Source organism: Pantoea sp. X-Soil-ISGK-285 (genome assembly GCF_059730815.1).
Map to the genome: position 1 here is coordinate 1,329,802 of NZ_AP035938.1, position 12,367 is coordinate 1,342,168.

General features: G+C 56.9%; 11 protein-coding genes. 9 read left to right on the forward strand and 2 right to left on the reverse strand.

Translation table 11 applies throughout. From position 1 onward, the window contains the following. The first annotated feature begins 2 nt into the window (after positions 1-2). The 8 genes from AC6I8B_RS06250 to AC6I8B_RS06285 all read left to right on the forward strand — a co-directional run bounded on the left by AC6I8B_RS06250 (position 3) and on the right by AC6I8B_RS06285 (position 8,978). The gene (locus AC6I8B_RS06250; protein ID WP_497817615.1) at positions 3-1,859 is read left to right on the forward strand and encodes a dipeptide ABC transporter ATP-binding protein; all 1,857 of its coding nucleotides are present in this window, start codon (positions 3-5) and stop codon (positions 1,857-1,859) included. A gap of 54 nt (positions 1,860-1,913) precedes the next feature. Next, positions 1,914-3,449, forward strand: coding sequence for a glutathione ABC transporter substrate-binding protein GsiB (gene gsiB, locus AC6I8B_RS06255; protein ID WP_157351777.1), 1,536 nt, complete (start codon positions 1,914-1,916; stop codon positions 3,447-3,449). 46 nt (positions 3,450-3,495) lie between these two features. Further along, a complete protein-coding gene (gene gsiC / locus AC6I8B_RS06260) occupies positions 3,496-4,425 on the forward strand; it encodes a glutathione ABC transporter permease GsiC (protein WP_010254376.1) in 930 nt (309 codons plus the stop codon). Then, positions 4,422-5,327, forward strand: a complete 906-nt coding sequence (gene gsiD, locus AC6I8B_RS06265; RefSeq protein ID WP_010254377.1) for a glutathione ABC transporter permease GsiD — start codon at positions 4,422-4,424, stop codon at positions 5,325-5,327. Before gsiC ends, gsiD begins: the two co-directional genes overlap by 4 nt. Next, complete coding sequence (locus tag AC6I8B_RS06270) at positions 5,324-5,773, forward strand: DUF4385 domain-containing protein (RefSeq protein ID WP_010254385.1); 450 nt, start codon at positions 5,324-5,326, stop codon at positions 5,771-5,773. The genes gsiD and AC6I8B_RS06270 overlap by 4 nt, the downstream gene beginning before the upstream one ends. Positions 5,774-6,289: 516 nt before the next feature. After that, the gene (locus tag AC6I8B_RS06275; RefSeq protein WP_010254395.1) at positions 6,290-6,925 is read left to right on the forward strand and encodes a carbonic anhydrase; all 636 of its coding nucleotides are present in this window, start codon (positions 6,290-6,292) and stop codon (positions 6,923-6,925) included. Between the two features lie 141 nt (positions 6,926-7,066). Continuing rightward, on the forward strand, positions 7,067-7,726 hold the full coding sequence (locus AC6I8B_RS06280; protein ID WP_497817738.1) for a DUF3313 domain-containing protein: 660 nt from the start codon (positions 7,067-7,069) through the stop codon (positions 7,724-7,726). A gap of 115 nt (positions 7,727-7,841) precedes the next feature. Continuing rightward, positions 7,842-8,978: a PQQ-dependent sugar dehydrogenase gene (locus AC6I8B_RS06285; RefSeq protein WP_157351779.1), complete on the forward strand. Its 1,137-nt coding sequence runs from the start codon at positions 7,842-7,844 to the stop codon at positions 8,976-8,978. A gap of 207 nt (positions 8,979-9,185) precedes the next feature. On the opposite strand, the gene AC6I8B_RS06290 is transcribed toward AC6I8B_RS06285, so the two are convergent. Further along, positions 9,186-9,842: an HAD family hydrolase gene (locus AC6I8B_RS06290; RefSeq protein WP_022625965.1), complete on the reverse strand. Its 657-nt coding sequence runs from the start codon at positions 9,840-9,842 to the stop codon at positions 9,186-9,188. 272 nt (positions 9,843-10,114) lie between these two features. Here AC6I8B_RS06290 and AC6I8B_RS06295 point away from each other — a divergent pair, with 272 nt between their 5' ends. Then, complete coding sequence (locus AC6I8B_RS06295; RefSeq protein ID WP_010254406.1) at positions 10,115-11,317, forward strand: serine hydrolase; 1,203 nt, start codon at positions 10,115-10,117, stop codon at positions 11,315-11,317. A 263-nt stretch (positions 11,318-11,580) separates the two neighbouring features. Here AC6I8B_RS06295 and ybjG read toward each other — a convergent pair whose 3' ends face one another. After that, positions 11,581-12,186, reverse strand: a complete 606-nt coding sequence (ybjG, locus tag AC6I8B_RS06300) for an undecaprenyl-diphosphate phosphatase (RefSeq protein ID WP_010254408.1) — start codon at positions 12,184-12,186, stop codon at positions 11,581-11,583. Positions 12,187-12,367: the final 181 nt, after the last annotated feature.

The window sequence follows — 12,367 nt, forward strand, 5'->3', positions numbered from 1 at the left end:
AGATGAGCGACAGGCAAACGTTACCGCCGCTGGCCCCTGAGCAGGTCCTGGCGGTGCGCGATCTCAATGTGCGTTTTCAGCACGAAACCACCGTCACTGACGCGGTGCGTCATTTGTCACTCGATCTGTTTCGCGGCGAAACGCTGGCGCTGGTGGGGGAGTCAGGCTCAGGGAAATCAGTGACCTCGCTGGCGCTGATGCGGCTGATTGAGCAGGCTGGCGGGAGGGTCAGCGGCGAGGTGCTGTTGCGGCGTCGCAACGGCGACGTGCTGGATCTGATGCGCGCCTCAAAAGGTCAGATGCGGCGGGTGCGCGGTGCGGATATGGCGATGATCTTTCAGGAGCCGATGAGCTCGCTGAATCCGGTCTTCTCCGTGGGCGAGCAGATCGCGGAATCCATCCGTCTGCATCAGGGTCTGAGCCACGCTGGCGCGCTGGCCGAAGCGCGCCGGATGCTGGATCTGGTACGAATCCCGGATGCGCAAAATGTATTATCCCGCTTCCCGCATCAGCTGTCGGGCGGGATGCGCCAGCGCGTGATGATCGCCATGGCGCTCTGCTGCAAACCGGCCCTGCTGATTGCCGATGAGCCGACCACCGCGCTCGACGTCACCATTCAGGCGCAGATTCTGCAACTCATCCGCGTGCTGCAAAAAGAGATGCAGATGGGGGTGATTTTTATCACTCACGATATGGGCGTGGTCGCCGAAATGGCCGATCGGGTTCAGGTGATGTATCGCGGCGAAGTAGTAGAAAATGCCCCGGTAGCCAGGCTGTTCAGCGCACCGCAGCAGCCCTATACCCAGGCACTGCTGGCGGCGGTGCCAAAGCTCGGTTCGATGCAGGGCCAGCCCCTGCCGGCCAAATTTCCGTTGCTGCACAGCGATGCCGTTGATGACGTACCGCAGGATACGGTTCGCCGCCTGCAGCCACCCATTTTGCAGGTGCGCGATCTGGTCACCCGCTTTGATATTCGCGGCGGCCTGCTGAACCGCGTCAAAAGCCGGGTGCATGCCGTCGAAAAAGTCAGTTTTGATCTCTATGCCGGTGAGACGCTGGCGCTGGTGGGCGAGTCTGGGTGTGGTAAATCGACCACCGGGCGATCGCTGCTGAAGCTGGTGGCCAGTCAGGGTGGCACCCTGACGTTTGACGGACAGCGGATAGACCATTTGTCGGGTGCCGCGCTGGCCCATCTGCGACGCGACATTCAGTTTATCTTCCAGGATCCCTACGCCTCGCTGGATCCCCGGCTGACGGTTGGCTTCTCCATTATGGAGCCGCTGCTGGTCCACAAGGCGATGCCGCGTCGCGAGGCGGAGCAGCGCGTCGCCTGGCTGCTGGATAAAGTGGGTCTGCTACCGGAACATGCTCAGCGCTATCCCCATGAGTTTTCCGGCGGCCAGCGTCAGCGCATCTGTATAGCCCGCGCGCTGGCGCTGAATCCCAAAGTGGTGATCGCTGATGAGTCCGTCTCGGCGCTGGATGTGTCAATTCAGGCGCAGATTATTAATCTGATGCTCGACCTGCAGCGCGAGTTTGGCATCGCCTTCCTGTTTATTTCTCACGATATGGCGGTGGTGGAGCGTATCAGCCATCGCGTGGCGGTGATGTATCTCGGTCAGATTGTCGAGATGGGGCCGCGTCAGGCGGTGTTTGAGCAGCCTCAGCACCCTTACACCCGAAAACTCATGGCAGCGGTGCCGGTAGCCGATCCGGCTCACCGGCGTCGCGAACGAGCCTTACTGGTCGATGAGATCCCCAGCCCGATTCATGCGTTAGGGGATGAACCTGAAGTGGCGCCGCTGATGGAGGTGGCTCCGGGCCATTTCGTCGCCCGCCACGTTATCAGTGCGACCTGAACAGTGACGATGTCGCCCCGGCGACCAACCCGACAGGGATTACAGGAGAACAAGATGCAGATTACGATGCGTAAAGGGTTACTGGCGGCTGGCGTGTTAAGCAGCGCAATGGCATTGCCCGCCTGGGCAGCACAGGATGCGGTGATTGCCGTCGCGTCCAACTTCACCACTCTCGATCCCTATGACGCCAACGACACGCTGTCGCAGGCGGTCGCGAAATCCTTCTATCAGGGCCTGTTTAGCTTTGATAAAGAGATGAAGCTCACCAACGTGCTGGCTGAGAGCTATCAGGCCAGCGCCGACGGCCTGACCTACACCATTAAGCTGCGTTCCGGAGTTAAATTCCAGGATGGCACTGACTTCAATGCGGAAGCGGTAAAGGTCAACCTCGATCGCGCCAGCAATCCGGATAACCATCTCAAGCGCTACAACCTGTTTAAACATATCGCCAGCACCGAAGTGGTGGATCCAACTACGGTAAAAGTAACGCTGAAAGAGCCGTTCTCCGCCTTTATCAACATTCTGGCCCATCCGGCGGCGGCGATGATTTCACCCACCGCGCTGAAAAAATATGGCAAAGAGATCGGTTTCCATCCGGTAGGAACCGGCCCGTTTGTGTTCGAAACCTGGAACCAGACCGATTTTGTGAAGGTGAAAAAGTGGGACGGCTACTGGAAGCCGGGCTATCCGAAGCTGGACAGCATTACCTGGCGACCGGTGGTGGATAACAACACCCGCGCGGCGATGCTGCAGACCGGCGAAGCGAACTTTGCTTTCCCGGTGCCCTATGAGCAGGCAAAACTGCTGGAGAAGAACAGCAAGCTTGCTGTGGTAACCACGCCATCGATTATGCAGCGTTACATCAGCCTTAACGTCACTCAGAAGCCGTTCGATAATCCGAAGGTGCGTGAAGCGCTGGAATATGCCATCAACCGTCAGGCGCTGGCGAAAGTGGCGTTCTCCGGTTACGCCACGCCTGCTACCGGCATCGTGCCGCCCACCATCGACTTCGCTCAGACCTATCCGGCCATCAGCTACGATCCGGCCAAAGCGAAAGCCCTGCTGAAAGAGGCGGGTTACCCGAACGGGTTTGAAACCACGCTCTGGTCGTCACACAACCACAGCACCGCGCAGAAAGTGTTGCAGTTCACCCAGCAGCAGCTGGCGCAGGTTGGCGTGAAAGTTAAAGTTACGGCGATGGATGCGGGTCAGCGTGCCGCTGAAGTAGAAGGCAAGGGCCAGAAAGAGAGCGGCGTGCGCATGTTCTACACCGGCTGGTCCGCCTCAACCGGCGAAGCGGACTGGGCACTGACGCCACTGTTTGCTACTACGGCCTGGCCACCGGCGATCTTCAATACCGCGTTTTACAGCAATCCTAAGGTCGATAAAGATCTGGCAGATGCGCTGAAAACCACCGATCGTGCCGAGAAAGCGCGTCTCTACAAAGATGCGCAGGATACCATCTGGCAGGATCATCCGTGGATCCCACTGGTGGTTGAGCAGCTGGTTTCTGCCAACAGCAAAAACCTCAGCGGTTTTTATGTGATGCCCGATACCTCATTCAATTTCGATGAGGCAACTCTGAAGTAACGGAGCAGGCCAGCCCGCGAGGCTGGCCGCAGCTGCAGGATGTTGCATGTTTAACTATTTTCTCAAACGACTCTTTGGGCTGATCCCCACGCTGCTGATTGTGGCGGTGCTGGTGTTCCTGTTTGTTCACCTGCTGCCGGGCGACCCGGCGCGTCTGATCGCCGGGCCGGAAGCCGATGCCTCGGTGGTGGCGCTGGTGCGTCAGGAGCTGGGACTCGACCTGCCGCTGCCGCAGCAGTTCTGGCACTTTATGCTGAATGCGCTGCAGGGCGATTTCGGCCAGTCGATGGTCTCGAAGCGGCCGGTCGCGGAGGAGATCGCCTCACGCTTTATGCCAACTTTGTGGCTGACGCTGGTCAGCATGATCTGGGCAGTGATTTTTGGCATGGCAATCGGCATCGTTTCCGCTGTCTGGCGCAATCGCTGGCCCGATCGACTGGGGATGACGCTGGCGGTGTCGGGCATTTCGTTTCCCGCCTTTGCACTGGGCATGCTGCTGATGCAGGTCTTCTCGGTGGAGCTGGGATGGCTGCCAACCGTCGGTGCAGAGAGCTGGAAACATTACATTCTGCCCTCCATCACCCTGGGTGCGGCGGTGGCGGCGGTGATGGCGCGCTTTACCCGTGCCTCGTTCGTGGAGGTGATGCAGGAAGATTATATGCGGACCGCCCGGGCCAAAGGGGTGCGCGAGTCGCTGGTGGTGGTCAAGCATGGCCTGCGCAACGCCATGATCCCGGTGGTGACGATGATGGGGCTGCAGTTTGGTTTCCTGCTGGGCGGATCGATCGTGGTCGAGGTGGTGTTTAACTGGCCGGGCCTGGGGCGACTGCTGGTCGATTCCGTGGCGATGCGCGACTACCCGGTTATTCAGGCGGAAGTTTTGCTGTTTTCACTGGAGTTTATTCTGATCAACCTGTTTGTCGACATGCTCTATGCGGTGATTAATCCCGCTATTCGCTTTAAGGAGTCGCGATGAAAAACTGGCGACGCGAAGCGGCACTGAAAACGATGCCGCTGATTGCGGAGAATCGGGTGCGAACGCCGTGGCGTGAATTCTGGCGGCGTTTCAGAGGACAGCCGGTGGCGCTGCTGGCCGGGCTGTTTGTGCTGGTACTGATTGTGCTGGCGGTTATCGCCCCATGGATTGCGCCGTTCGACGCAGAGAACTACTTCGATTATGACCGGCTCAATGACGGCCCCTCGCTGATGCATCTGTTTGGCGTCGATTCGCTGGGGCGTGACATTTTCAGTCGGGTGCTGGTCGGCACGCGGATTTCCCTGATTGCGGGCTTCTTTTCGGTAGTGATCGGCGCGCTGATCGGTACATTCTTTGGTCTGTTAGCCGGCTATTACGAAGGCTGGTGGGACCGCATCACCATGCGTATCTGCGATGTGCTGTTTGCCTTTCCCGGCATTCTGCTGGCGATTGCGGTGGTGGCGATTATGGGCAGCGGCATGAGTAATGTGATTGTGGCGGTCGCTATCTTCAGTATCCCGGCTTTTGCCCGGCTGGTTCGCGGCAATACGCTGGTGCTGAAGCATCAGACCTATATTGAGTCGGCACGCAGTATCGGCGCTTCTGACTGGACTATCCTGATGCGGCATATCCTGCCCGGCACGGTATCGCCGATTGTGGTCTATTTCACCATGCGGGTCGGTACCTCAATCATTACCGCGGCCAGCCTGTCGTTTCTGGGGCTGGGCGCACAACCGCCTACGCCGGAGTGGGGGGCGATGCTGAATGAGGCGCGGGCCGACATGGTTATCGCGCCTCACGTGGCAATTTTCCCCAGCCTGGCCATCTTCCTCACCGTTCTGGCATTTAATTTACTCGGAGACGGGCTGCGCGACGCACTTGATCCTAAACTAAAGAGATGAAACCTTTCGATTATGATCAGGACTTCAGCACTATCGACTTCCGCCAGCACCCCGAGCTTTATCAGGTCGGGCGTGGTGAGCAGGGCGTGCTGATGGTCGAGCCTTATAAAGGCGAAATACTGCCACACTGGCGTTTTCGTACCGTTCCCATTGCTGAAGAGTCGGCTGAGAAAATCATGGCGCTGTTTGAGGAGTATCGGCGCAAAGATGATTTTGTCGGCATGGATATGGCGCGCAAATTTATTCAGATGGGGTATACCCGTGCGCGCCGTTACAGCAACCACAAGGGCGGACGCAAATATGATGCGGATGGCAAGGAGCTGCCGCGCGGTGTCAACGAGGAAAAAGCCGCGGCGGCGGCTGTTTTCAAAGGCTACTGGGACAAACTTCGTGCAGATGAAGACTATCTGCGACGTAAAAAAGCGCATCAGCAGCAGTATGGCTAAGCGTTAATCCTGCTCTTCCGGCAGCTGTTACCTCCTGCTGCCGGGGTTGTTTTAATGAACCCGTCCTGCTCTCTCCTATCCCTCATTCCTTGCCTGCAACGGTTCTGGCGCAGCGCCCGTGCTGTCAGATGCGCAGCCGTTTCGCCACGCCCCAAAACGCCATAGCCCGCCACGCTTGCCAGATAAAGTCAGACAGCAGCAGAAGAGAAACCTTTTCTGCTGGCGAGCCGGGGGCGTAAAGTAGTGAAAAAACGCGTAAAAGCCGATCCACAGCACAGGCAAAAAAACGGGCGGTTCAAACCGTGCTTTTTCCAATAACTTCCCGTGCTATAAAAAGAAATTGGCTGCGGAGCCTCTGACTGGTGAACAAGCGAAACGCTGACAGTGTCCGCTGTTTAGAGCATCCGGTAAAAGGTGGGTTGATATTCACTTGTTTTCATTAATAATAAACGGGCAAACCCCACTGAGGGGGCTATGCCCCTCAGGTAATGAAATGGATAATGTGAGAGCTAAATAATGAAAGAGATCATCAACGGATTTCTGAATTTCCAGCAGAATGTGTTTCCTGAAAGGAAGGATCTTTTCAAAAGCCTGGCATCAAATCAAAATCCGAAAGCGCTGTTCATCTCCTGTTCAGATAGCCGTCTGGTGCCTGAACTGGTGACGCAGCAGGAGCCAGGAGAGCTGTTCGTTATCCGCAATGCGGGCAACATCGTTCCCTCATTCGGCCCGGAGCCAGGCGGTGTCTCCGCCACTATCGAATATGCGGTGGTCGCGCTGGGCGTCTCCGACATCATCATCTGTGGTCACTCTAACTGTGGTGCCATGAACGCCATCGCCTCCTGCGCCTGCATGGATACCATGCCTGCGGTTGAGCACTGGCTGCGCTATGCCGATGCGGCAAAAGCGGTGGTTGAGCAGCGTGAGTATGACTCGCCAGAGAAGAAGCTGAACGAGATGGTCAAAGAGAACGTCATCGCCCAGCTGAACAACATGAAAACCCATCCTTCCGTCTCCGTCGCGCTGCGTAACGGTAAGCTGCGTCTGCACGGCTGGGTTTACGATATCGAAAGCGGCACCATTATGGCGCTGACCCAGGGTGGCAAACAGTTCATCACCCTGTCTGAGAATCCTGATACCTGCTTTGAGTAATCTTTTTCGCCCGCTGTGCTCTGCAGCGGGTTTTCCTGCTATTTATTCTGCATAACAGCGTTAAACCGCCTCTGTTATTCTGCATTTCCCCTCTGGCTTATCTATGCTTGCTTAAACCTTCCTGATACAAGCGAGTTGATGATGCGTAAAACTTCCGTTGCTGCTCTTCTGGCGGTCTCTGCCGTGCTGCTCAGTGGTTGTACTTCTCATGTTGCTGATAAGCAGCAATATTCAGGTTTTTTAAGCGATTACAGTCAGTTGCAACCGGCTTCGTCAGCCAGTGGTGAACCGACTCTGCGCTGGATATCACCCGACTATCAAAGCAGCCATTATAAAGATGTGCTTTATACATCGCTGATCTACTACCCGGCGGCGCACCCCACGCCACGCGTCACTCAGCAAACGCTGGATCAGGTGCTCAGTTACACCGAGATCCAGCTAAAAGGCGCGATAGCCACCCGCCTGCCGCTGGTGAATCAGGCTACGCCGCATACCCTGAAGGTAAGGGCCGCCATTACCGCAGTGTCAGCAGAAAATCAGGGCGTGCAGTTTTATGAAGTGGTACCGGTTCCCGCGGTCGTTGCCAGCACCATGGCGGCGTCAGGGCATCGTACTCAGAACAGCGAACTGTTTCTGGAGATAGAAGCCACCGATGCGGTGACGGGCAAACCGATGATCCGGGTGGTTCGCAAAGCCTTTGGCAAAACGGTCAGTAACAGCAATACGCCGATCACCTTTGACGAGCTGAAGCCTGGTATCGATACGATGGTGCGTGACACGGTAAGTTTTAACGCGCCCTGACTCTGACGGGCGACAGCAGAGCGCTGTCGCCCTGATTAATCTTTTGTAAATCCTCAACATCATTGCAGAGGGGCTGACTACGCTTAAGGGCATTCTATCCCGTCAGGAGATCGTTATGGCCCGTTTCTCAACTGCCTTGTTGCTGAGTGGCTCCCTGTTCTGTACCGCCCCCCTGTTTGCCGCCGACGTAAAGGTCGAGGTATTACAGGATAAGTTACAACATCCATGGTCCGTCGCCTTCCTGCCCGACAACAAAACGCTGCTGATTACCGAACGTAGCGGACAACTGCGCAGCTGGAGCCCGGAGAGCGGCCTGTCGCAGCCGATCCAGGGCGTGCCAAAGGTCTGGGCAGAACGGCAGAGTGGCCTGCTGGACGTGGTGCTGGCACCCGATTTTGCCACCAGTCGTCGCGTCTGGCTTAGCTATACCGAAGCGAACAGCAGTGGCAAAGCGGGCGCGGTGGTAGGCGTGGGCACGCTGAGCAAGGATAACCGGCAACTCAGCGATTTCCGCGAGGTGATTCGGCAGACGCCGATGCTCTCCAGCGGCAACAACATCGGTACCCGTCTGGCGTTTGATACCCAGGGCTATCTCTGGATCGCCTTCGGCGATAACTTTGCCAGCAGCGCTGCGCAGGATCTCGATAAGCTGCAGGGCAAACTGCTGCGGCTCAACGCCGATGGCAGCGTGCCGGACGATAACCCGTTTGCGAAACAGCGCGGCGCACGGCCAGAGATCTGGGCCTATGGTTTGCGTAATCCGCAGGGGCTGGCGCTTAACCCCTGGACCGGCAAGATATGGGAAAATGAACATGGCCCGCGCGGCGGCGATGAACTGAATATCATGGAGCGGGGCAAGAATTACGGCTGGCCGCTGGCAACCTACGGCATCGACTATAGCGGTGACAAAGTGCCGGAGTCACAAGGCACACAGGTTGCGGGTACCGAACCGCCGCTTTATCACTGGAAGGATTCTCCGGCCATCAGCGGCATGGCGTTCTACAATAGCGCCCGTTTTCCGCAGTGGAAAAACTCGCTGTTTATCGGCGCTCTGAAAGAGAAAAACCTGATTCGTCTGAGTATCAACGGCGAGAAAGTGGTGGAAGAGCAGCGTCTGCTGGACGATCAGAAGGCGCGCATTCGCGATGTGCGTCAGGGGCCGGATGGCTGGCTCTATGTGCTGACCGATGAGGCCAATGGCAAGCTGCTGAAAGTGGGATTAGCGCAGGACGCTGGTGCGTCCCGCGGCTAAGAGCCTGTCCCCGGGCTATTTTATTGGTCAGTCTGGGCCTGGGCAGTGCTCACACAGGCTGCTTTAGCAACCTGAACGCCCGTCAGGGCGGCCCTGAAGGGGCGAGCGCAGCGAGTAATCCTCACGGACTACGTGTACTACGGATTGTGCCGCGCTGCCCGTGTCCAGGCTGCCAGCAACAGTATGCCTGATGGAGCAGGCTCTGAGTCAGCGCGCCCAGTGATAAACCTGCCAGCCGCGGTTTAACGCTTCCTTGTGTAACTGTTCGTCAGGGTTGATGACATGGGCATGATCGGCCTGTTCCAGCAGCGGCAGGTCGTTCATCGAATCGCTGTAGGCCCAGGTGCGGTCAAAGGCCTCGTCCTGCTGCAGCGCTTTCCAGTCACCCAGTCGCGTGACTTTGCCCTCTTTATAGGTCATGGTGCCGTAAGTGTTGCCGCTGTAGCGCTCGTCCACGATTTCAACGCCAATCGCCAGCGCGCCGCAGGCACCCAGCTTTTCTGCAATCGGCACCACCAGATGCTCGCCGCTGGCGGAGATGATCATGACCTTGTCGCCACGCGCCCGGTGCCATTCAATCCGCTCGCGGGCCGCAGGATAAACGCGTGGCATAATGTCGCGGTGAATGAAGCGGCGCACCCAGCCTTCAACGGTAAGCGTGGCCATGCCCGCCAGAGGGGAGAGTGTTTTATTCATATACTCTTCAATCGACAGCGTACCGGCATAGTACTGGCTCATTAATGCCTGTTCCTGATCAATCAGTTCACTAGGGGCGAATCCCTGTGATACCAGCCAGCGCAGCCACAGGCTGGTGCTGTCTTCACAAATGAGTGTTTCATCCAGATCAAAAAGGGCTAAGTCCATGGTCGGTCTCCTCGGCTGACTGGCGTTCAGGTTAACTGATATTTGTGACGGGCTTAACTCTTCTGCGAAAAATCGGAATTTCACGCAGTTTTAATAGCGACAGAATCGGGGAAAAGCGGCACGCGCGCGGCACTTATGCCAGGGTTACTCTACTAAACTCTAAAAAACTTTACGATTCGACGGTTTTTTTCGCTGCCGTCAAGGGTTAGCGTTTGAGTGAGAATTTTCTGCCCCTGGAATTTCGATTTAACAAGGACAATCCGGCCAAGCCCATGACAAACACTCGCTTCACATCTCGCCTGCGGCACCTTGCTGCCACTTCATTACTGATTCTTGCCCCCGTCAGCGTTTTTGCTGAGCAGGCTCCCGCCGCGCCAGGCATTGATGCTAAAGCGTGGATTCTGATCGACTACGCCAGCGGTAAGGTGTTAACCGAATCCAGTGCCGATCAGCGCCTCGACCCCGCCAGTCTGACTAAAATGATGACCAGCTATGTTGTGGGTCAGGCGATTAAAGCGGGGAAAATCAAGCCGGATGACCTGGTTACCGTCGGACAGGATGCCTGGGCCACCGGCAACCCTAAGCTGCGCGGCTCGTCGCTGATGTTCCTCAAGCCGGGCGATCGTATTCCGGTGCATGAGCTGAATAAGGGAATCGTGATCCAGTCCGGCAATGACGCCTGTATTGCGCTGGCGGATTATGTGGCGGGCAGTCAGGATTCGTTTATCGGCCTGATGAACAACTACGTGAAGGCGCTGGGACTGCAGAATACCCACTTTATGACGGTGCATGGTCTGGATGCAGAAGGGCAGTACAGTACCGCGCGTGACATGGCGCTGATTGCTCAGGCGCTGATCCGCGATGTGCCCGAAGAGTACGCGCTGAATAAAGAGAAAGAGTTCACCTTCAATAATATTCGCCAGATCAACCGCAACCGCCTGTTGTGGAGCACCAATCTCAAGGTTGATGGCGTCAAAACCGGCCACACCTCAGGCGCGGGGAATAACCTGGTCGCTTCAGCAACCGAAGGGGATATGCGTCTGATCTCGGTGGTGCTGGGCACCGCCAGCGATGCGATTCGTTTCCGCGAAAGTGAAAAGCTGCTGACATGGGGCTTCCGTTTCTTTGAAACGGTCACGCCGATTAAAGCGGATGCGCCGTTTGCGCAGCAGCGGGTCTGGTTCGGTGATCGCAGCCAGGTCAATCTGGGCGTAGCGAAAGATGCTGCGCTAACCATCCCTAAAGGGCAGATGAAGAATCTGAAGGCGAGTTTCAGACTCACTACGCCGCAGCTGGAAGCCCCGCTGAAGAAGAATCAGGTGGTCGGCACCATCGATTTCCAGCTGGACGGGAAAACGATTGAGCAGCGGCCGCTGGTGGTGATGCAGGATGTGCCGGAAGGCGGGTTCTTCAGCCGGATGATTGATTTCGTGATGATGAAATTCAATGGCTGGTTCGGGAAGTGGTTTTCATAAGTAAGCAGGGACGCTGATATGTTCCTCTCAGACGAGCGCTGTTTCTAAAACAGGATCTAACCGCAACGCATTAGCTCAGCGCGCAGGGAGCTGGGTCAGAAGAGGAAAGCGTCCCGCGCCAGGGATGGCGCGGGCCGAGCATGCCATGGATGGCGGTTTTTGCGTCTTTCCGATCTGACCCAGTTCCCTGCGCAGGCTCGATCTCACCGCTGTCAGGTGCAGTTTTTTTCCGACAGCTTCAGGGACGCTAACGCGTCCCTTTCTTAATCCTGCGTCCAGCCTTTGCGAATCGGCACGGCAAACAGCGACCGATAGAGTGGATTGATTACCGCCAGCATCCGCTCGCCATAGAACTGCCACGCCAGATGCGAAGCCAGACAGCTCAGCAGACCCACCAGGAACCCGCCCAGCATATCCATTGGCCAGTGAACGCCAAGGTAGACCCGCGACCAGGCAATAGCGCAACCGGCCACCATCAGAACCACACCTGACCAGAGGCGATGCCAGAAGATAAAGGCCAGTGCAAAGGTGAAGATCGTGGTGCCGTGATCGCTGGGATAGGAGTCATCGGCGGCGTGATGCAGGAACTGATAACCAAAACCGATAGCGAAAGGGCGGGGATGCGGCAACAGCTGGCCCACAGACCAGGAGATCGCCAGCGCATAGATCAGCGCCATACCGGTTTTCAGTACCAGCACCCGCTGCGAAGAAACCTGATCGCGCGGTCCCCAGAGCCACATCGCCACGATTAACAGCGGCACGATGGCGATCAGATCTTTGGCAAAAAACGTCGCCAGCTGCAGTAACCAGGCGGGTGAAGCCGGTGTGGCATTAATGGCAGTAAACAGTGAATGGTTCAGCTCTTCCATTTCGGGATAAATTCCTCAGCAGACGGTCCGGTTAACGGCAGCTGGCAGCATCCCGCCAGCCCGGTCCGATAACAGCGGCAAAAAAAACGGTAAGCGACAGCTCGCTCACCCAATCAGTCAGCACAAATTGCTAACTAAACAGCGGTCTATCCTGCTTTTTACCGTTTTGTTCGTCTATAGA